We start from the raw sequence: 19,818 nt of genomic DNA on the forward strand, positions 1-19,818 counted from the left end.
TTTGAACTTTTTGTGACAGACTTTGAGCGAGGTCAAACTCTGTGAGAAATGTGCGCCTCGTCTGTTGCTTTTGGCTCAGACCCCGGCCGCGCGGGCAAAGGCCACGAGGGCGGCGGTTGATCCGTCGCGGGTGAGGGTGGCATCGCCGGTCAACATGGCATCGACATCGACCGCCAGCACCTTGCCCAGTTCCACCCCCCATTGATCAAAGGAGTTGATCCCGAGGATCACGCCTTCGACGAACACGCGATGTTCATAGAGGGCGATGATCTGGCCCAGTCGGCGCGGGGTCAGCCGGTCATAGATCAGCGTTGTCGAGGGGCGGTTGCCGGGAAAGACCCGGTGGGCCGCCTGCCGCTCAAGCTCGGGGCCGGTGTAGCCTGCGTCGCGCATCAGCGCGCGCGCTTCGTCCAGCGAACGGCCGCGCAAGAGCGCCTTGGATTGCGCCAGGCAATTGGCCAGCAGCAGGCGGTGATGATGCGCAAGTTCCGGTTCGTGCCCGGTTGCGGCCACGAGGAACTCGCAGGGGATCACGGCGGTGCCCTGATGGATCAACTGGTAAAAGGCGTGTTGGCCGTTGGTTCCCGGCTCGCCCCAGACGACGGGACCGGAGGGGCGGCTGAGCGCGGCGCCGGACATGCTGACGCGTTTGCCGTTCGATTCCATTTCGAGCTGTTGCAGATAGGCGGGCAGGCGCGCGAGACGCTGGTCATAGGGCAGCACGGCGCGTGTGCCGTGACCCATGCCCTGATGGTGCCAGATGCCGATGAGGCCAAGCAGGAGCGGCATGTTGTCGAGGGGATCTGCGGTCTGGAAATGCTGATCCATCGCTTCGGCCCCGCGCAGGAAATCCTCGAACCGCTCGGGCCCGATGGCGATCATCAGCGGCAGGCCGATGGGCCCCCAGACGGAATAGCGCCCGCCGATGTAATCGCCAAAGCCAAAGACGCGGGACGCGTCGATGCCCCAATCCGCAGCCTTGGCCGCGGCTGAGGACACGGCGGCGAATTGCGGCCCCGGATTGACCCCGGCGCGGGTCATCCAGGCCTGTGCCGTGGCGGCATTGGTCATGGTCTCGATGGTGGTGAAGGTCTTGGACGCGACGATCACAAGGGTGGTGGCCGGGTTCAGCCCCGCCAGCGTGTCAGAGATGTCGGCACCGTCCACGTTCGAGACAAAATGGCAGCGCGGGCCATCGTGATAGGGGCGCAGCGCGCGCACCGCCATTTCGGGGCCAAGATGCGAGCCGCCGATGCCGATATTGACCACATCGGTGATGGGACCGCGCCGGATGCTGTCGGCAAAGCGGGCCATGCGGCTGCGGGTTTCGGTGATCTCGGGCATGATGTCCTGGCCTGCGACCCGGACCGGGCCACCCGAGAGGTTGCGCAGCGCGGTGTGCAGCACCGGGCGGTCCTCGGTCTCGTTGATCGCTTCGCCTGCGAACATCGCGGCGCGGCGGGTGGCGACGCCTGCGGTTTCGGCCAACGAGAGCAGAGCCGCGCGTGCGGGGGCGGTGAGGGCGGTCTTGGAATAATCAAAGAGCATGCCATCGAAGCGGGTCGAAAAGGCCGTGGCGCGTGCGGGATCGCTGAACAACCAGGTGATGTCGATGTCTCGCGCCGCTTGGGCGACCTCTTCAACCGCTGACCACATTTTCAAATCCTCTTAGGGGCACCAATGCACTGTGGCTCCCGCTAGCACGGCGGCAATCGGGGCCTCAAGGGGGCGCATATGCTGGGCGCGCTCTAACGCCGCCCGTTTTCGCGCGCCGGTGATCACCACATGCTTGCACAGCGCACCGTCCAGGACCCGCGCCGAGAGGGTGATGCGCGGCTCTTCCAGCCCCGGCGCGCGCATCGGCACGAGGATGGGCGCATCCTCGGCCAGCGCATCGGCGAGGCGGTCGGCACCGGGAAAGAGCGAGGCGGTGTGCATATCGGACCCCATGCCCAAGAGGCAGACATCAATCGGCAGAACAGGCGAGATGTTGGTTTCCAACTCGGCCAGCACGGCCTCTGGTTCCGGGGATTTGGCGTATAGTGGCAGGTATCGCGCCGCCGCTGCGCGGTCACGCAAGAGGCGCTCGCGCAGGAGGCGGGTGTTGGAGCGCAGGTGCACCTCGGGGCGCCAGCGCTCATCCGAGAGCAGGATGTCAACCCGGTCCCAATCGAGATCAAGGCCGCAGAGCCCGTCAAAGATCGGTCCCGGCGTGGTGCCGCCCGGCACGACAAACAGCACGCGGTCGCGGCTGCGCAGGGCGTTGCGCAGGTCTGTCGAGAGAACATCGACCAGCCCCATCGCGAGCATTTCGTCGTCTGCGTAATCCACAAAGGTCATGGTCGTATCTCCCGCCAGCGGCGTCCATCGCGGTGCATGAGCATCAGCGCATCATCCGGTCCTGCCGAGCCCGTGGCATAGGCAAGGGGGGGTGCCCCCTCATCTTCCCAATCGGCGATGATCGGATCGGTCCAAGCCCAGGCCGCCTCGACCTCGTCGCCACGCATGAAGAGGGTCTGGTTGCCGCGGATCACATCCATGATGAGCCGCTCGTAGGCATCGGGAAAATCCGCCTCTTCCGGCCCCAGCGCCTCGGCAAAGGTCATGTCGAGGGGCACGTCAATGAGGCGCATGCCGCCCGGCCCCGGTTCCTTGATCGTGACACCCAGTTCGATCCCCTCGTTGGGTTGCAGACGAATGGTGAGAATATTGCGGTGCCGCCCGGCATCGGCGCCAAAGATCGAATGGGGCGCATCCTTGAACACCACGGCGATTTCGCTGGCGCGGTCGCGCAGGCGTTTGCCGGTGCGCAGGTAGAACGGCGTGCCTGCCCAGCGCCAGTTGGATATATGCGCCTTCAGCGCCACGAAGCTCTCGGTCGTGCTGTCGCGGTTGCCCACCTGATTGCGATAGCCGGGTTGGGTGCCGTCGCCCTCATACTGACCGCGCACGACATTGCCCCGCGCCACCGGATCAAGGGCGCGGATGACCTTGAGTTTCTCGTCGCGCACGGCGTCGGGTTCGAATTTGGCGGGCGGCTCCATCGCGATGAGGCACAGAAGCTGCATCATGTGGTTTTGCACCATGTCGCGCATGGCACCGGATTTGTCATAGTAATCGCCGCGCCCGCCCACGCCCACGGATTCCGCCACGGTGATCTGGATGTGATCGACATATTGGCTGTTCCAGAGCGGTTCGAAGAGGACGTTGCCAAAGCGGATCGCCATCAGGTTCTGAACCGTTTCCTTGCCAAGATAATGGTCGATCCGGTAAATCTGACCTTCGGTGAAGTGCCGCGCCAGGGTGCGGTTGAGGTCACGCGCGGTGTCCAGATCGCGGCCAAATGGCTTTTCCACCACGATGCGGCTGAGGTCGTCGGCCATGCCGTGTTTGTGCAGGCGTTTGGCCAGATCGCCAAAGAGCGCGGGGGCGACCGAAAAGTAGAAGGCGCGGATGCGGTCAGGGCGCATGAGGGCGGCCAGTTGCTCCCAGCCTTCGGTGCCGCGCGCGTCAAGGGTGACGAAATCGAGCAGGTCGAGAAAGGCGGTGAGATCCTTTTTGCGGGCCGATTCCTCGCCGCCGAATTCGGTGATCGCGGCACGCGCCATGGCGCGATAGCCGTCGCGGTCCATATCGCCGCGCGCGGCCCCGATCAGGCGCACATCGCCTTCGATCTGACCGGCGACAAAGCGCCGGAAGAGGGCCGGCAGTATCTTGCGCCGCGCCAGATCGCCGGTGCCGCCAAATATCACCAGATCGAAGGGATCGACCGGGATCACCCGAGAGGCCATGGCCTGTCTCCTTTGCTCGTCAATCGCCTGTTTTTCCGGCGCAACCCTTGCCCCTGCAACTCTAACATGTTGGGGCGTCTTCACAATGGCGTCAGAACGCTTCTCTTGCCAGATCGCGAGCGTTAGGTGAGAAAAGAAAAACAGCAAGGTGGATGACCTTATGAAAGATACCGTCACCGGCCCGGCCAATCAGGGCAAGTTTCAGGACCCGGCGCGCACCGCCAAGGGTGAGGCGCGTGCCTCGGTGCCGCTGAGCCATCCCGAAACGCTGTGGTTCAACACCGGCACGCTGTGCAATATCGAATGCCGCAACTGTTACATTCTCAGCTCGCCCAGCAATGACGCGCTGGTCTACATCACCGAATCAGAGGTGCGTGACTATCTGGATCAGGTGCGTGAGCGGGGTTGGCCGCTGCGCGAGATCGCCTTTACCGGCGGCGAGCCCTTCATGAACCCCGAGATGATCGGCATGGCGCGGGCGGCGCTGGAGGCGGGGTTTGAGGTGCTGATCCTGACCAACGCCATGCGCCCGATGATGCGCAAGACGATTCGGGAAGGCCTGTTGGATCTGGTCAAGGTCTGGGGCGGCAAGCTGAGTTTGCGGATTTCGGTCGATCACTGGTCCGAGGCGCTGCATGACGTCGAGCGCGGCGCGGGGGCCTTTGCCAAGACGCTGGAGGGCATGTGCTGGTTGCGGGACCATGGCATCCGCATGACCGTGGCCGGGCGCACTGTCTGGGGCGAGAGCGAGGCGGCATCGCGCGCGGGCTATGCCGCATTTTATGCGGAACATGGGTTCGAGATTGATGCGCATGATCCCGGCGCGACCGTTCTCTTCCCCGAGATGGACGAGGGGGCCGAGGTGCCCGAGATTACCACGGCCTGTTGGGATATTCTGGGCAAGCGGCCCGAGGACATCATGTGCGCCTCGTCGCGCATGGTGGTCAAGCGCAGGGGGGCGGCGCGGCCAGCGGTGGTGGCCTGCACGCTGCTACCCTATGCGCCCGAGTTCGAATTGGGCGAGACACTGGCCGAGGCCGAGCGCGACGTGGCGCTGAACCATCCCCATTGCACCAAGTTCTGTGTGCTAGGCGGGGCGAGTTGTTCGCGGTGAGGGGGTGGGCTGGCGTGTTGCTGACCTTGGCCGCAAGCGAAGGAGCCGCGTGGTGCCTGTCCGCCGGGTGGGCGCTGTAACCGGGTTGGCTGGCACTTTATGCCTGCCAAACACTTCCGCGCTTTCAGTGTGTTGAGACCTCGCAAAAGCGCCCGCCCGGTGGGGCGGACGGGCGCTGCGCGGCGGCGCGTGCCGCGCCTTGATTCCGCGCCTTGGAGATTGGGGCAAACGTTCATTCCAAGCCCCTCAAGCCGCCTCACTCGCCCTTTAGCAGCCGGTCCGCCTTTTTGCGCACCAGCACCGAGCGCAGGTCGTGCATCGCCAAGAGAAGCGCATCCGTCACCTGTTCGAGTTGGTCGTCGGTCGCCTTGGACTGCACCCAATGGGTTGTGGTGTTGAGGTAATCCACCGCGCGCAGGATATCGTCGATGTCGCGGTATTCGACCAGCTTCAGCCGTTCTTCCATCCACGCGGTGATGGCGGTGATGTCGGCGTCGGACAGGGCGCGGTCGCCATGCGGCTTGATTTCGGACTTGCGGATATTGACGATGGCGATCTGTTCCATCTCGATCCGGCGCTGCCGGTTCTCGGTATCAACCCGAAACACGAAGGCCCCGTTTTCACGGACCCTGAAATAATAATCCGGCAGATCGCCCGCCATCCGTCCCCCTAGCTCAGCCCTTTGCAGAACGTCTGTATCCGCGTGCACGCCTCTTTGAGCGCTTCATCGGAGGTTGCATAGCTGATCCGGAAATTCGGCGATAGTCCAAAGGCTGCGCCAAAGACCACCGCGACGCCGGTTTCCTCCAACAAGGCCGTGGCAAAGGCCTCGTCATCGGTGATCTTGGCCCCTCCTGCGCTGGTCTTGCCGATCAGCCCGGCAATCGACGGATAGACATAGAACGCGCCATTGGGTGTGGGGCAGTCGATGCCCTCGACCTCGTTCAGCATCTTGACCACCAGATCGCGGCGGCGGGCGAAAACGGTGTTGTTCTCGGCGATGAAATCATGGCTGCCATTGAGCGCCTCGACGGCCGCCCATTGGCTGATGGTGCAGGGGTTCGAGGTGCTTTGCGACTGGATCTTGCGCATTGCGGCAATCAGATCCTGCGGCCCCGCCGCATAGCCGATCCGCCAGCCGGTCATGCAATAGGCCTTGGACACGCCATTGCAGGTGAGCGTGCGGTCATAGAGCGCCGGTTCCACCTGTGCGGGCGTGCAGAATTCAAAGCCGTCATAGGCCAGATGTTCATACATATCGTCGGTCATGATCATGACATGAGGATGTCGCAGGAGCACATCCGTCAGCGCCTTCAACTCGTCCCAAGTATAACCCGCGCCGGTGGGATTGCTGGGCGAGTTGAAGATGAACCAGCGGGTTTTGGGCGTGATCGCGGCCTCGAGCGCCTCTGGCGTCAGTTTGAAGCCGGTTTCGATGCCTGCGGGGGCAATCACCGGCTCGCCGCCTGCCAGGAGCACCATGTCGGGGTAGCTGACCCAATAGGGGGCGGGGATCAGCACCTCGTCCCCGGGATTGAGCGTGGCCATGAGGGCGTTGTAGAGGATCTGCTTGCCGCCCGAGGCGACGCTGACCTGCGCGGGGGTATAGTCGAGCCTGTTGTCGCGCTTGAACTTGGCGCAGATCGCCGCCTTGAGCTCGGGGATGCCGTCGACGGCGGTGTATTTGGTCCTGCCTTCCTCGATGGCGCGGATACCGGCAGCGCGGATATGCGCGGGGGTTGGGAAATCCGGCTCTCCGGCCCCCAGACCGATCACGTCGCGCCCTGCGGCCTTGAGTTCCTGTGCCTTGGTGGTCACGGCGATGGTGGGCGAGGGTTTGACGCGCGACAATGTCGCGGAAAGACGGGACATGGCCGGCTCCGGTTTGAATTCATTTCTAGAATGTCTTAGGCTGCGGTCAGGGCGCGATCAAGCCCGATCACTGGAAAGGAAGACGATGACCGCAGACAACACCGACGGCTGGTTCGATCCCGAGGCCACCACCTTTGGCGACCGCGTGACAGGTGCGCGCGAGCGCGCAGGCATGAGCCAGGCCGATCTGGCGAAACGGTTGGGCGTCAAGCTCAAGACGTTGAAGGCCTGGGAGAACGATCTGTCGGAGCCGCGCGCCAATAAGTTGTCGATGATGGCGGGGATGCTCAATGTCTCGCTCTTGTGGCTCTTGTCGGGTGAAGGCGAGGGACCGGGCGCGCCCGAGATGGGCGAGTTGTCGCGCGACGTGATCGATATGCTGACCGAAATCCGCGACATCCGCGCGCAGATGACCCGGGCGACCGACCGTCTGGGACGGTTGGAAAAGACCCTACGCGCCAAGTTGCGGGAAGAAGCCGGTGAGTGAGGCCCCTGTCGAGGCACCGGGCGGCGCTGATGAGCCGCCCGCCCACCGGATCAAGCGCCTGCGCATGCGCGCGATGCGCCGGGGGATCAAGGAAATGGACATCATCCTGAGCCGCTATGCCGAAGCGCGGCTCGAGGTGATGGACAAGGCCGCATTGGACGGGTTCGACGCGCTGTTGTGCGAGAACGATCAGGATCTCTATCAATGGGTGACGGGTCAAGCCGCGCCGCCTGCGCGCTTCGCGCCCCTGGTGGCAGAGATTGCGGCAGAGGCCAGCGGCGGAAAGTAGATCGCATTTTAGGCGGTTTCGTCGCGATTTACCGAATGTTCGGGTTTTTGCCAGATGGTCCCGTGCGAGCAGTATCGCACGGAGACCGACATGAGCTATCACAGCCCCCTCGCGACGAGCGCCGTTCAGAGCGCCTTTATCAGCAGTTACCTTGACGCTTTGTCGCTGGTGGAACGCCTGCACCGGCTATTGCTGGATGTCATCAAGGATGAGTTCGAGCGCGTGGGCGTGTTGGAAATCAACGCGGTGCAGGCGCTCTTGCTTTTCAACATCGGCGACCACGAGGTGACGGCGGGTGAATTGAAAACGCGCGGTTATTACCAGGGCAGCAATGTCAGCTACAATCTCAAGAAGCTGGTGGAGATGGGATATATGCACCATCAGCGCTGCGAGGCGGATCGCCGGTCGGTCCGGGTGCGGCTGACGGAAAAGGGGCGCACGATCCGCGATCTGGTTGGCGATCTCTTTGCCCGCCACGCCGAGGGGTTGGAGGCGCGCGGTGTTCTTGGCCCCGATGGGATCGACCAGATTACCGCCTCCTTGCGCCGGGTGGAGCGGTATTGGACGGATCAGATCCGCTATATCTATTGAGGCAGGGCGCCAAGCATGAGATCGTTGATCTCACGATACAGCTTGCGCGACATGGCGCGCTCGAAATCCTCGAAACCTTGGGCGATTTCGAGAAAGGCCCCCGGCCCGAAGAGCACCTCTCGCTGGTAATATTGGGTGACCTGCGGGTCGTGCCCCTCGATCACGAGGCCGTTGACGGTGATGTCGTCAAACGGAAAATGCTTGTAGGCGAGCGCCGGGCCGAAGCCCTGATTGTTGATCCCGTCACCCGAGACGTCGATCACCTGCCGATCGCAGCGGGGCGCGCGCGCCATCAGCGCCGCGCCATAGCCCAGCGCCGAGCCGAGGCCGGTGGGGTAATCGCTGGTCGAGCGCTGCATGCCCGCCAGCACCGCCACCGCGCCCGTTATATCGGCGTCAGAGCGCAGAAAGGTCCAGTCGAGATGCAGCCTGTCCTGAAAGCGGCCGCTCCACTCATAGACCGCCAGCGCCACATCGCCCGTGCCGCCACGCAGGATGGCATCGCGGATCTCGGGCGCATCAAGGGCCGAGGCGAGGCCCACCCGTTGCAGGGCATATTCGGCCTCATCGACCGAAGAGGACACATCGAGGGCGAGCACCAGCGCAAGGCGGCAGGCGCCTTGGGCCGGGGCCGCGAGAAGTGCGGCCGCAAGAAGGGCAGCGAGCCTCACCAATGGCCGATATTCTCCATGCTGGTCCAAGGCTCTGCCGGGGGCAGGGCGTCACCCTCTTGCAAAAGCTCGACCGAGATGTTGTCGGGGCTGCGGACAAAGGCCATACGCCCGTCGCGCGGCGGGCGGTTGATGGTGACGCCATTGTCCATCAGGTGCTGGCAGAGCTCATAGATATTGCTGGTTGCATAGGCGAGATGGCCGAAATGGCGGCTGTCCGAGGGCAGGCCTTCGTCGCCGTCCCAGTTATAGGTCAGTTCCACCGGGCAGTCCTCTTGTCCTTCGGGGGCCATGAACACGAGCGTGAAGCGCCCGCCCTCGTTGTCCCAGCGGCGGGTTTCCTTGAGCCCAAGAAGGGCAAAGAACCGCTGCGTCGCCTCAAGGTCTTTGACCCGAACCATCGTGTGCAGATATTTGATGCGCATGGTCATCCTCCGTGATTGCAATGGGTCGGAGGATAGTGGCGCGTGCGCCGGTGTCGAGGGCAATCTGGGGCGCGGTGGCTCAGAACTCGGACCGGATACCGAGGGTGATCGAGGTTTCCTCGACGTCGAAGCGGCTGATATTGGAGTCGCTGCGTTCGCTGGTCACGGTGAGGGTGGGGACAAAGCCCATGTAGCCCCAGTCGTTGAACGTGGCTGTGACGCCGCCGAACACGGATCGGTCGTCACGCCCGCCCGGCACGCTGATAAAGCCGACCTGATAGCTGGAATAGTCCAGCTGGCTAAGCCCAAGCGAAAATTCGAGGCTGGCGGGGCCGATGTCGCGGCCCAGCTGATAGCTGGCAATGCCGGTCCATTGATCCGAGGCGCGGTTGATGCCGTTGCTGTCGGTGTCGCGATATTGCACCTGAAAGCCGATCTGCGCGCCACTCTCAAGGGTCAGGCCGACCCCGGCAAAGCCGCTGGCAACAGTGCTGTCGGCGCCGCGCGCGCTCTCGTAGTGTTGATCCTCGAAGCTGCCACCAAAGCTCAGCATCAGGCGGTCGGTCAACCGGTGATGGCGCGTGGCGCCGACCCGTGCGAAATCATAGAGCGGATTGTCCGCATACCAGACGCGCCCGCCGTCGAGGTCGAATTTCCATGTCACCGCTGCGCTCGTGCCGCGCAGATATTGGGTCAATCCCAGTTCCGCGACCGTCGAGGAGAGGTCATCGCCGCTCAGCCCCGGCACGGAGTCTGAAATATCGACCCGCCGGGCGTTGACGCGGGCACGCGCCCGTGTCTCGCGCCCGTCGCTTTTGGCAAGGCGGTAGGAGAGGGCGGCTTGCGCCGTGGTGATCCAGCCCGAAAGCGCCTGTGCCGAGGGGCTGAGCGTGCCCACCACCGGCACGCCGTCGATCACGTTGAGCGGGCTGTTGGCCCCGTTGTTCACATTGTCCGAGGGGGTTGTGGAAAAGCGGAAATCGAACCGCAACGGGTTGCGCGCGCGCACGTTCTGAAAGGCGGTGACGGTCTGGGCGCGGGCCACCTCATCGGGGGCGTGATCGACCGCGCGGCGCAGCCAGAATTGCGAGCCGGTGAATCTGTCATCCGCAAAGCTGAGTTGGGCCGCGAGATTGGCGGCCTGAAAGCGCTGATCGTCCGTCTTGGCATGCCAATAGGCGAGGGCCGCTTTCTTTTCGGCGGCCCCATAGGCCTTGGCCTGAGCGAGGGCCAAGGCCTGATAATAATGCGCGCGGGGGTTGCGGCGGTCGGCCTGCAAGAGACCTTTGCTGAGGTCATAGGCCAAGCGCGGCTGACCTGCGCCCAGGGCTTGGGCCGCCAGCGCATCGGCCTGGGCTAGGGTGAGGTTGAGTTGATCGCCATGTGCGGCAAGGCCCATGACGATCAAGACGAGACTGGCACAAAGACGCCGCATGTTACGGCGTGCCAGCGCCCGGGTTTACAAGCGCACAAATTGCGTCGCTTACGGCCGCACCACACTGATCCAGAACGAAAATCCCAGATTCGAGTTCGTTCTCAAATCCCAGCGGGTCGCCATCGCCGTCGAAGCCCGTCAGGTTCACGACACCTGCGACCCCTTCAGCATTGGGGCCGCCGAAGACGCCCCCGTAGGAGCCTGTTTGGACTTGTGTGTCGGTATTTGATCGCGGATCCCTTGGGTCATACTCAACCGTTCCGTTAAATGTGCCATTCGCGGCAATCCCTGCTGTTATCAAAACCAAGTTTGGCAACTCTGTTGCAGGCGCTAACGGGTTTGACGGATTTGACGCATCTCTTATCAGCACGCGGTTGAAGATATTCCCCTCAACGCTGTTGTCAGCGAAGTCAGCGTTTATAAAGACATCACCGGTGACAGAGCTGGCCTGCGGCACAATGAGAGGCGTAGGCGTCCCCGGGGGTTGTGGCAAGAGATCGGCACCGACTGAATCTGTTGTGTTGGTTACGCCGACATATTTACCAGCGTAGCTGACAAGGCCAGATGTGGGAGAAACCGTAGGCGGCGTGTAACCGCCATCGCGCTCAAAGAAGCCGCCCATAAAAGAGCGGTTTCGTGGTCCGGGGCTGCTCGCGACAGCCGCACGGACAGCGCCGCTGTTGTTGGACTGCCCTGCGTATAGCGTGAAATGTCGGTCAAGAGGATCGTCTTGCGCGGTAAACGCCAAATATCCGTCTCGGTCCAGTCCCGGACGGCGGCGATAGACTGCGGTAAAAGGTACTTCGTCGAGGGTAAGCCCGACAACGGATACCGTGCCACTCACCGGATCAAAGGAGACACTGTCGATGTCTCCTGCCAATCCTGCTGGCACAGACACCGGGGTTGTACTTGTGATGGTGCCGTCCTCAGGGGGAGGCGTTGTTGTATCCTCTCCTGCGCCGTCAAACGGGTTGGACGATCCGCCACCCCCACAGCCGCCCAATAGGGCAGCGGCCATCAGGCCTGCCACGATATGTTTCATGATGAGACTGCCCTCAATATGTTTTATAGTTGTTTTGCAGCGACGTTCAGGCCATTGCCTTTAAAAGTCAATTCCCGATACATCTGCGGATTGCAAAAACTGCCCCCCTGTGGCGCATGGGCAAGCACCCGATATGGGCTTGGCGCATGGGTGATCCCCAAGATATAGTGATCTCCGACTCGTTCTTGTGATGAAAGGCCTCGCCATGCCCCTCAGCCCCGACCAACAGGCCGAAATCGACGCGCAGCGCGCGCAGAGCCAAAGCACCCTGCGCGCCACGGCGGCGGGGATGGAACAGCATCTCTACACCGCCTATCCGGTGCTCGATCACGGCTTTGTCCGGGTGATCGACTATATGGGCGATGATGCTGCCATCGTGCAGGCGGCGCGCGTGAGTTACGGCGCGGGGACCAAGCATGTGCAGAACGATGAGGGGCTTATTCGCTACCTCATGCGGCACTGGCATTCGACCCCGTTCGAGATGTGCGAATTGAAGCTGCATGTGAAGCTGCCGGTATTCGTGGCGCGACAGTGGATCCGGCACCGCACCGCGAATGTGAATGAATATTCGGCGCGCTATTCGATATTGGATCGCGAGTTCTACATACCTGCGCCCGATATGCTGGCGGCGCAATCGACGACCAACAATCAGGGGCGGGGGGCCGCGCTCGAAGGGGAAGAGGCGCAGCGCGTGTTGCGCATCCTGACCGAGGACGCGATGCGCTGCTATGACCATTACGAGGGTATGATTTCGCAGGAAGGCCAGCAGGGGCTGGCGCGCGAACTGGCGCGTATGAACCTGCCCGCCAATATCTATACGCAATGGTATTGGAAGGTCGATCTGCACAACCTATTGCATTTCCTGCGCCTGCGCGCCGACGCGCACGCCCAATACGAAATCCGCGTCTATGCCGAGGAGATTTGCCGCCTTGTGGCCGATTGGGTGCCCTATGCCTATAAGGCGTTCGAGGATTACCGCATGGGCGGGGCGACGTTGTCAGCTACCGCGCTGGATTGTGTGCGGCGGATGCTGAAGGGCGAGGTCGTGACGCAAGAGACTTCGGGCATGAGCAAGGGCGAATGGCGGGAGTTCGAGGGAGTTGTGAAAGGGTCTGCGTAGGGTGCGCATTTATTGCGCACCGGTCCGGTCGAGAGAGCCGGGGTGTGGGGTGGGGTTTTCGCCGGTGACAATGGTGCGCAATGAATGCGCACCCTACGGCCAATGCACCGGGCCATCGCGGTGGATCGAGGAATAGGCCCAATCCTCTGGTCGCGCGGCCAACCCATGTTTCACCGGATTGATCCAGCAATAGCGGATTGCGGCGCTTTTGTCCGCATCGCTGCGGAGGTGATGCTCCCAGAACCGCCGTTGCCAGATCCCATGCTCGCGTCGGGCCACGTGACTGGCACGGCGGGGCGCGGGGGGCATGGCGCGCGAGAACCGGGCCTTGATCACGCTCCAGCGGGTCGAGAAATCGCAATCCCCCTCGGGCAGGGTCCAGACACAGTGCATATGGTCTGGCAGGACGACCCAAGCGTTGATCGTAAAGGGCCGCTCGGTCTTGGTGCGTCGGACCGCCGCGCGCAGAGCCGCGATTTCACGGGTGAGCAGGTCTGAGCGGCGGTTGGCGAGCGTCACGGTGAAAAAGACGCAGGCACCGGGAAACCGGGGGCGGATATAGTCGGACATGGGTTCAGAGAACCACGGCAGGGTTAAGGGATGGTTATCGGCCGTGAGAGTGTTGGTGCGCAATGAATGCGCACCCTACGGAGGCACCCAATCACACCCCCCGCACCCGTGGGCGGACCCATTTCGAGGCCGGTTCGACAATCAGATCGGTGAGCGCCCAGACGAGGGCATCGACACGGTCGGGGCTGCCGCGCCCCTCATAGCCGCGCGCGGTCATGGCGCACATCTGATCCTCGAGCGCGCCAAGCCCGCGCGCGTGATGCACCCGGCCCTGTTCATAGAGTGCTGCCACAGGTTCGGCCCGTGCCACCTTGCCCCGGCTGGCGTGGACCTTGCGCAGGGGCACGAGGGGATCGACCTGCCGGATCACCTGTTCCACCAGATCGCCGCCCTGGTTGACCTCGGCCACCACGCGCTCTGCCCCCCAGAGTTCGCGCGCGCGGATCGCGGCGCGCGCCCAGCGGGCGGGGTTGGCGGCGTTGACGCTGGCATCGGCCAGCACATAGGCGCGCCAGTCCTGCACCGGGCCGCGCGTGATCGCGCCCACCACGATGATCCCACATTCATCCGATCCCGAATGGCCCGTGACGGGCGGATCGACCGCCACCACCACCCGGTCAAATTCGGGCAGGGTTTCGATCCGGGTCGCCTCGATCATCGCGGGGGTCCAGAGCGCATCCTCGGCCTCGTCGATCAGCAGCCCGTCCAGTTCCTGTCGCCCAAGCCGCGTGCCCGCGTAGCGCGCGCGCACCTCGTCAAGGAAGCCTTCGGCGAGATAGGCGCTGTTGGCCTCGGTTGGGGCAGAGGTGGTGACGGTGCTGGAGGCGGCGAGAATATCCTTGAGCACGCCGACATTGCGCGGTGTGGTTGTGACACAGACGCGAGGATTGTCGCCCAGGCGCAGGCCGAATTGCAGCATGTCCCAAGTCTCGCGCGCGCGTTTCCATTTGGCCAGCTCATCGACCCAGGCCCCGTCGAATTGCGGGCCGCGCAGCCCCTCGGGATCATGGGCGGAAAAGGCCTGTGCCACGGCGCCGTTGGGCCAGATCAGTCGCTTGCGCGTGGCCTGCCACTCGGGGCGGCGGTCGGGGGGCGAACAGGCGAGAATCCCGCTCTCGCCAAAGATCATCACCTCGCGCACCTGATCGATGGTTTCACCCACAAGTGCGATCCGCCTGCAGCGGCCTGCATCCATGGGGCGCGCGCCTTCGACCTCGGACCGCACCCATTCGGCCCCGGCGCGCGTCTTGCCCGCCCCGCGCCCGCCCATGATGACCCATGTCCGCCACTCGCCCGAAGGGGGCAGTTGATGCGGCAGCGCCCAGAATTCAAAGAGATAGGGCAGGGCCATGAGTTCGCCGTCACTCAGGGCATCGAGGAAGTCTTCCCTTACAACTGGCCCGTTTGAGACGATCCAGTCGGCACCCGATCTGATGCCGGGCGTCGTCGAAATCGAGGGCGTATCCATGGACAATGCCAAGGTCTTCTTTTCTGCGTCGTTCAAGCTGTGTCTCCGCTTCCAGTGCGATCTTGAGCCATTGCCGGATTTCGGTGGTGGCCTTGGTCGCGTTTTTCAGTTCATCGAGGTTGCCGGACCTGATCCGTTGATAGATCTCTGCCAGATCCGCGCGCATATCGGCCAATTGCTGTTCCAGCGCGTTGATCGAGGTGGTCAGGCCGGTGGGCCCCTCGTCGGGGGTGATCAAAACCATGCGTGCTCTTGCCTCATGAGTGGTGTGTTTCGGTGGGCCCCTCTGGCTGAACGGCACGAAAAAACGGCCGCCGGGGTTTCCCCCGGGGCCGTTGCCCAATTCGTCCAGCATGTCACAACCTATACGAGAGACCGCGCGCCGAGTCAAGTTTCAGCGCTTTAGCTTCGGCCCGCAAGTATCCGGTATGTTTACGTTTTGTTAACTATTCGGCGTGGCGCTCAGGCGCGATGTGCGCCGTCGGCCAGACCTTTGACAAAGCTCAGCACCTCGTCAACCGAACTGCCTTTGGCAATCTCGCCCACGATGGCCGAGCCCACGACGCAGCCATCGGCGACGCTGGCGATGGTTTGGGCGGTTTCGGGCGTGCGGATGCCAAAGCCCACGATCACCGGAAGATCGGTTTGTGCCTTGATGCGCGCGACTTCGGGGGCGACATCCGCCGCCTCTGCCGCCGCCGCCCCGGTGATGCCGGTGATCGACACATAGTAGACAAAGCCGGAGGTGTTTTCGAGCACCTTGGGCAGGCGTTTGTCATCGGTGGTCGGTGTGGCGAGGCGGATGAAGTTCATTCCCGCCTTCGAAGCCGGAACACAGAGTTCGTCATCCTCTTCGGGGGGCAGGTCGACCACGATCAGCCCGTCGATCCCAGCGGCCTTGGCATCGGTCAGGAACTTGTCCACGCCACGATTGTAGATCGGGTTGTAATAGCCCATCAGCACGATGGGCGTTGTATCGTCGCCCTTGCGGAATTCGCGCGCCATGGCCAGCGTTTTCTCAAGCGTCATGCCGGCGGCCAGTGCCCGCTGGCCGGCCAGTTGGATCGTCGGACCATCGGCCATCGGGTCGGTAAAGGGCACGCCCAATTCGATAATATCCACGCCCGCGCCGGGCAGCCCCTGCATCACCGCGAGAGAGGTGTCATAATCCGGATCGCCCGCCATGATATAGGAAACGAAGGCCTTCTTTCCGGCGGCCTTCAGCTCTGCGAATTTGGCGTCGATGCGTGTCATGCGGCTTTGTCCTCTGAATGGGTCCGTGCGGGTTTGGCGCAAAGCGCGCGGGAAATCAATGCCCGGCTTGACCTTGGGCCGCGCAAACCCGTAGATGCGCGCAATTCAAGGCATGGAGGGTCTGAGATGGGCTTTAAAATGGGAATCGTGGGCCTGCCCAATGTGGGCAAATCCACGCTCTTCAACGCGCTCACCCGCACCGCTGCGGCGCAGGCGGCGAATTTTCCCTTTTGCACCATCGAGCCCAATGTGGGCGAGGTGGCCGTGCCCGATGCGCGGCTCGACAAACTGGCCGAGATTGCCGGATCGAAACAGATCATTCCCACGCGCATGACCTTTGTGGACATCGCCGGGTTGGTCAAGGGCGCCTCCAAGGGCGAGGGGCTCGGCAATCAGTTTCTGGCCAATATCCGAGAGACGGATGCGATTGCCCATGTGCTGCGCTGCTTTGAGGATGGAGATGTGACCCATGTCGAGGGGCGCGTCGATCCGGTGGCGGATGCCGAGGTGATCGAGACCGAACTGATGCTGGCCGATCTCGAGTCGGTCGAAAAGCGCCGCGCGGGCCTGCAACGCAAGCTCAAGGGGGGCGACAAGGACGCAGCACAAGCCGAGCGGCTTCTGGGGCTGGCGCAGGCCGCACTTGAGGCCGGACGCCCCGCGCGCACGGTGGCGGTAGATGCCGAAGATGCCAAGGCTTGGAAAATGCTGCAACTTCTGACCGCCAAGCCGATCCTCTATGTCTGCAACGTGGATGAGGCCAATGCCGCTACGGGCAACGCCCATTCGGATGCGGTGGCCAAAATGGCGGCCGAACAGGGTGCGGCGTCGGTGGTGATTTCAGCCCAGATCGAGGAGGAAATATCCAAGCTCGATCCGGAAGAGGCAGAGATGTTTCTGACGGAAATGGGGCTGGAAGAGGCAGGGCTGGATCGGCTGATCCGGGCCGGTTATGGCCTTTTGCATCTAGAGACCTATTTCACCGTCGGCCCCAAGGAGGCGCGTGCCTGGACCATCCCGGCGGGCACGCCCGCGCCCAAGGCGGCGGGGGTCATCCATGGTGATTTCGAGCGCGGGTTCATCCGGGCGGAAACCATTGCCTATGACGATTTCGTATCCTTGGGCGGCGAGCAAAAGGCCAAGGACGCGGGCAAGATGCGGTCCGAGGGCAAGGGCTATGTCGTCAAGGATGGCGACGTTTTGCACTTTCTATTCAACACCTGAGCGGGGCGACAGGCGGAAGGCGCGGCTTAGACCCCGCGCCAGATCCAGCCGCCGCCGAGCACGCGCGTGCCGGTGGTTTCATAGAACACGCAGGCCTGACCGGGGGACACGCCTTCTTCCGGTGTCAGCAATTCGACGGTCGCCTCGGTGGCGGAAATGGGCCGCAGCACCGCCTCGCGCGGGGGGCGGGTGGAGCGGACCTTGACCGAGATATGCCATTCCGCCTGAGAGGTGAGGGGTGTATCGCCCAGCCAGTTGATTTCGCGCAGGGGCACGGTGCGGGTCGAGAGCATCTCCTTGGGGCCGACGATGACGCGGCGGGCATCGACATCAAGGCGCACGACATAAAGCGGCTCTTCCAGCCCGCCGATACCCAGACCGCGCCGCTGTCCGATGGTGTAATGGATCACGCCCTCATGGGTGCCAAGGATGCGGCCATCGGCATGGACAATCTCGCCCGGTTCGGCGGCACCGGGGCGCAGCTTTTCAATAACGCTGGCGTAATTGCCGTTCGGGACAAAGCAGATGTCCTGACTGTCGGGCTTGTCCGCGACTTGCAGGCCGTATTGTGCGGCCAGATCGCGGGTCGCTTGTTTCGAGGGCAGATGCCCCAGCGGGAAGCGCAGGAACTCGAGCTGTTCGGGCGTGGTGGAGAAGAGGAAATAGGACTGATCGCGCGCCGAATCAGTGGCGCTATGCAGTTCCGGCCCCTGCGCGCCCATCTTGCGCTGGATATAATGGCCGGTGGCCATGCAATCAGCCTCAAGATCGCGGGCGGTTTCCAAGAGGTCCTTGAACTTCACCCGCTCGTTGCAGCGGATGCAGGGGACGGGCGTGGCCCCCGCAAGATAGCTGTCGGCGAATTCGTCAATCACGGCATCGCGAAAGATGTTCTCGTAATCCAGCACGTAATGCGGAAAGCCCATCTCTTCGGCCACGCGGCGGGCGTCGTGAATGTCGATCCCGGCGCAGCAGGCGCCCTTCTTGGCCAGGGCCGCGCCATGGTCGTAAAGTTGTAGCGTGACGCCGACCACATCATAGCCCTCTGCGGCCAGATGCGCGGCCACGACAGAGCTGTCGACACCGCCTGACATGGCGACCACCACCCGCGTTTCCGCCGGAGACTTGGGGAATCCAAGCGAATTCAGGGGTTTGTTCGTATCCAGTGGCATGGCGGTCTCCGCGAAGGTTCTTCAGAATATAGGAAAATCCTAAACACTCTCAAGGCCCGGTTTCACCCCGCATTAAGCCTGAAACCGTCATTCTGGGCGTATCAGACCAAAGGGGTGAGCGTCATGTATCTGAAGAAAGTGGAAGGGCCAAGGGCTGTGACCCTGGCGGATGGAACGGTGTTCAGCAGGGCGGATTTGCCGCCCAGCGATACGGTGCGATGGGTTGCGTCGCGCAAGCTCAAAGTGGTGCGGGGGGTGGCCTATGGGCTGATCTCACGGCGCGAGGCGTTGGAGACCTATGGGCTCAGCGAGGAGGAATTTGACACATGGATCGCGGCGGTGGCCAAGCATGGCGAGGCGGCGCTCAAGGTCACGGCCCTGGGTACATACCGGTAACCGGAAGTTGAGTGAATGGGAGGTCAAAACAATGGTAACGGGTAGTTAACCATTTTTGACCAGTGTGATCGGTATCGAAGCAATGTTCCAAGGAGTTCCCAATGCGCGTACTTTTGGTCGAGGACGATCCGACGACATCCAAAAGCATCGAGTTGATGCTGACCCATGCCAATCTCAATGTCTACACCACCGATCTGGGGGAAGAGGGCATCGACCTGGCCAAACTCTATGATTACGACCTGATCCTGCTCGATCTGGGCCTGCCGGATATGAACGGGCATGAGGTGCTGCGGCAATTGCGGCTGGCGCGGATTGCCACGCCGATCCTGATCCTTTCGGGGGCGGATGACACGGACAGCAAGATCAAGGGGTTCGGATTTGGCGCGGATGACTATCTGACCAAGCCGTTTCATCGCGATGAGCTGGTGGCGCGTATCCACGCGATCATCCGACGGTCCAAGGGACATTCGCAATCGGTGATCCGCACCGGCAAGATCAATGTCAATCTCGACGCCAAGACGGTGGATGCGGGCGGAAAGCCGGTGCATTTGACCGGCAAGGAATATCAGATGCTGGAGCTGTTGAGCCTGCGCAAGGGCACCACGCTGACCAAGGAGATGTTTCTCAACCATCTCTATGGCGGCATGGATGAGCCGGAGCTCAAGATCATCGACGTGTTCATCTGCAAACTGCGCAAGAAGCTGTCGGAGGCCACGGACGGTGTCAATTACATCGAGACGGTCTGGGGGCGCGGTTATGTGCTGCGCGACCCCGAACAGGCAACGTTGGGGGGGCGGCCGCTGGCGATCGGGGCCTGAAGGCTGCGCAGGCTCTGGACGCTGGACGGGTCGGGCACTATCACTCTGATCAGGCATGGGGCGGGCAGGCAATGGCCGC

22 protein-coding genes are annotated in these 19,818 nt (G+C 62.8%); 8 read left to right on the forward strand and 14 right to left on the reverse strand.

Translation table 11 applies throughout. The annotated features are described in order from the left end of the window. Positions 1-75: 75 nt before the first annotated feature. The 3 genes from pgi to zwf are packed head-to-tail and all read right to left on the reverse strand — an operon-like array spanning position 76 to position 3,791. Positions 76-1,656 (reverse strand): glucose-6-phosphate isomerase, encoded by a 1,581-nt coding sequence (gene pgi / locus ROSMUC_RS03625; RefSeq protein ID WP_037269618.1) that lies wholly within the window; start codon positions 1,654-1,656, stop codon positions 76-78. Positions 1,657-1,668: 12 nt separating this feature from the next. Further along, on the reverse strand, positions 1,669-2,340 hold the full coding sequence (gene pgl / locus ROSMUC_RS03630; RefSeq protein ID WP_037269620.1) for a 6-phosphogluconolactonase: 672 nt from the start codon (positions 2,338-2,340) through the stop codon (positions 1,669-1,671). Continuing rightward, on the reverse strand, positions 2,337-3,791 hold the full coding sequence (gene zwf, locus ROSMUC_RS03635) for a glucose-6-phosphate dehydrogenase (RefSeq protein ID WP_037269622.1): 1,455 nt from the start codon (positions 3,789-3,791) through the stop codon (positions 2,337-2,339). Before zwf ends, pgl begins: the two co-directional genes overlap by 4 nt. A gap of 160 nt (positions 3,792-3,951) precedes the next feature. Here zwf and ROSMUC_RS03640 point away from each other — a divergent pair, with 160 nt between their 5' ends. Next, positions 3,952-4,905 (forward strand): radical SAM protein, encoded by a 954-nt coding sequence (locus ROSMUC_RS03640; RefSeq protein ID WP_037269624.1) that lies wholly within the window; start codon positions 3,952-3,954, stop codon positions 4,903-4,905. Between the two features lie 256 nt (positions 4,906-5,161). Here ROSMUC_RS03640 and ROSMUC_RS03645 read toward each other — a convergent pair whose 3' ends face one another. Together ROSMUC_RS03645 and ROSMUC_RS03650 are read right to left on the reverse strand one after the other, a co-directional pair. Then, entirely contained in the window at positions 5,162-5,566 is a 405-nt protein-coding gene (locus ROSMUC_RS03645; protein WP_037269626.1) for a hypothetical protein, read from the reverse strand. A gap of 8 nt (positions 5,567-5,574) precedes the next feature. Continuing rightward, positions 5,575-6,777, reverse strand: a complete 1,203-nt coding sequence (locus ROSMUC_RS03650) for a pyridoxal phosphate-dependent aminotransferase (RefSeq protein ID WP_037269628.1) — start codon at positions 6,775-6,777, stop codon at positions 5,575-5,577. A gap of 85 nt (positions 6,778-6,862) precedes the next feature. On the opposite strand from ROSMUC_RS03650, the gene ROSMUC_RS03655 reads away from it, so the two are divergent. The 3 genes from ROSMUC_RS03655 (at position 6,863) to ROSMUC_RS03665 (ending at position 8,144) form a co-directional block, all read left to right on the forward strand. Then, complete coding sequence (locus ROSMUC_RS03655; RefSeq protein ID WP_037269630.1) at positions 6,863-7,264, forward strand: helix-turn-helix domain-containing protein; 402 nt, start codon at positions 6,863-6,865, stop codon at positions 7,262-7,264. Next, the gene (locus tag ROSMUC_RS03660; protein ID WP_206018420.1) at positions 7,257-7,553 is read left to right on the forward strand and encodes a succinate dehydrogenase assembly factor 2; all 297 of its coding nucleotides are present in this window, start codon (positions 7,257-7,259) and stop codon (positions 7,551-7,553) included. The genes ROSMUC_RS03655 and ROSMUC_RS03660 overlap by 8 nt, the downstream gene beginning before the upstream one ends. Before the next feature lie 90 nt (positions 7,554-7,643). Continuing rightward, the gene (locus ROSMUC_RS03665) at positions 7,644-8,144 is read left to right on the forward strand and encodes a MarR family winged helix-turn-helix transcriptional regulator (RefSeq protein ID WP_037269914.1); all 501 of its coding nucleotides are present in this window, start codon (positions 7,644-7,646) and stop codon (positions 8,142-8,144) included. On the opposite strand, the gene ROSMUC_RS03670 is transcribed toward ROSMUC_RS03665, so the two are convergent. From ROSMUC_RS03670 to ROSMUC_RS03685, 4 genes are all read right to left on the reverse strand, one after another. Beyond that, positions 8,138-8,818, reverse strand: a complete 681-nt coding sequence (locus ROSMUC_RS03670; protein WP_037269632.1) for a DUF1194 domain-containing protein — start codon at positions 8,816-8,818, stop codon at positions 8,138-8,140. The two genes, ROSMUC_RS03665 and ROSMUC_RS03670, sit on opposite strands and share 7 nt — an antisense overlap. Continuing rightward, positions 8,812-9,240, reverse strand: coding sequence for a VOC family protein (locus ROSMUC_RS03675; protein ID WP_037269917.1), 429 nt, complete (start codon positions 9,238-9,240; stop codon positions 8,812-8,814). Before ROSMUC_RS03675 ends, ROSMUC_RS03670 begins: the two co-directional genes overlap by 7 nt. A 79-nt stretch (positions 9,241-9,319) precedes the next feature. Next, positions 9,320-10,675, reverse strand: a complete 1,356-nt coding sequence (locus tag ROSMUC_RS03680; RefSeq protein ID WP_037269634.1) for a hypothetical protein — start codon at positions 10,673-10,675, stop codon at positions 9,320-9,322. 1 nt (position 10,676) lies between these two features. Continuing rightward, positions 10,677-11,717 carry a HupA family protein gene (locus tag ROSMUC_RS03685; protein ID WP_075571704.1) on the reverse strand — a complete coding sequence of 347 codons (1,041 nt, stop codon included), beginning with the start codon at positions 11,715-11,717 and terminating at the stop codon, positions 10,677-10,679. Positions 11,718-11,922: 205 nt separating this feature from the next. Here ROSMUC_RS03685 and thyX point away from each other — a divergent pair, with 205 nt between their 5' ends. Further along, positions 11,923-12,837 (forward strand): FAD-dependent thymidylate synthase, encoded by a 915-nt coding sequence (thyX, locus tag ROSMUC_RS03690; RefSeq protein WP_037269919.1) that lies wholly within the window; start codon positions 11,923-11,925, stop codon positions 12,835-12,837. Positions 12,838-12,930: 93 nt separating this feature from the next. Here thyX and ROSMUC_RS03695 read toward each other — a convergent pair whose 3' ends face one another. The 4 genes from ROSMUC_RS03695 to trpA form a co-directional block, all read right to left on the reverse strand. Further along, a complete protein-coding gene (locus tag ROSMUC_RS03695) occupies positions 12,931-13,407 on the reverse strand; it encodes an REP-associated tyrosine transposase (RefSeq protein WP_037269638.1) in 477 nt (158 codons plus the stop codon). Positions 13,408-13,498: 91 nt separating this feature from the next. Further along, positions 13,499-14,875 (reverse strand): DNA-packaging protein, encoded by a 1,377-nt coding sequence (locus ROSMUC_RS03700; RefSeq protein WP_483880250.1) that lies wholly within the window; start codon positions 14,873-14,875, stop codon positions 13,499-13,501. Beyond that, on the reverse strand, positions 14,769-15,119 hold the full coding sequence (locus tag ROSMUC_RS03705) for a hypothetical protein (protein WP_037269922.1): 351 nt from the start codon (positions 15,117-15,119) through the stop codon (positions 14,769-14,771). The genes ROSMUC_RS03700 and ROSMUC_RS03705 overlap by 107 nt, the downstream gene beginning before the upstream one ends. Before the next feature lie 218 nt (positions 15,120-15,337). Continuing rightward, the gene (gene trpA, locus ROSMUC_RS03710; RefSeq protein WP_037269640.1) at positions 15,338-16,129 is read right to left on the reverse strand and encodes a tryptophan synthase subunit alpha; all 792 of its coding nucleotides are present in this window, start codon (positions 16,127-16,129) and stop codon (positions 15,338-15,340) included. A gap of 126 nt (positions 16,130-16,255) precedes the next feature. Here trpA and ychF point away from each other — a divergent pair, with 126 nt between their 5' ends. Further along, a complete protein-coding gene (gene ychF, locus ROSMUC_RS03715; RefSeq protein ID WP_037269924.1) occupies positions 16,256-17,353 on the forward strand; it encodes a redox-regulated ATPase YchF in 1,098 nt (365 codons plus the stop codon). 26 nt (positions 17,354-17,379) lie between these two features. On the opposite strand, the gene mnmA is transcribed toward ychF, so the two are convergent. After that, the gene (gene mnmA / locus ROSMUC_RS03720) at positions 17,380-18,525 is read right to left on the reverse strand and encodes a tRNA 2-thiouridine(34) synthase MnmA (RefSeq protein ID WP_037269642.1); all 1,146 of its coding nucleotides are present in this window, start codon (positions 18,523-18,525) and stop codon (positions 17,380-17,382) included. A 123-nt stretch (positions 18,526-18,648) separates the two neighbouring features. Here mnmA and sciP point away from each other — a divergent pair, with 123 nt between their 5' ends. Together sciP and ctrA are read left to right on the forward strand one after the other, a co-directional pair. Next, entirely contained in the window at positions 18,649-18,921 is a 273-nt protein-coding gene (gene sciP, locus ROSMUC_RS03725; protein WP_037269644.1) for a CtrA inhibitor SciP, read from the forward strand. Positions 18,922-19,022: 101 nt separating this feature from the next. Continuing rightward, a complete protein-coding gene (ctrA, locus tag ROSMUC_RS03730; RefSeq protein WP_037269646.1) occupies positions 19,023-19,739 on the forward strand; it encodes a response regulator transcription factor CtrA in 717 nt (238 codons plus the stop codon). Positions 19,740-19,818 lie beyond the last annotated feature (79 nt).

This window comes from Roseovarius mucosus DSM 17069, assembly GCF_000768555.3.
GTDB classification, from domain to species: Bacteria; Pseudomonadota; Alphaproteobacteria; order Rhodobacterales; family Rhodobacteraceae; genus Roseovarius; species Roseovarius mucosus.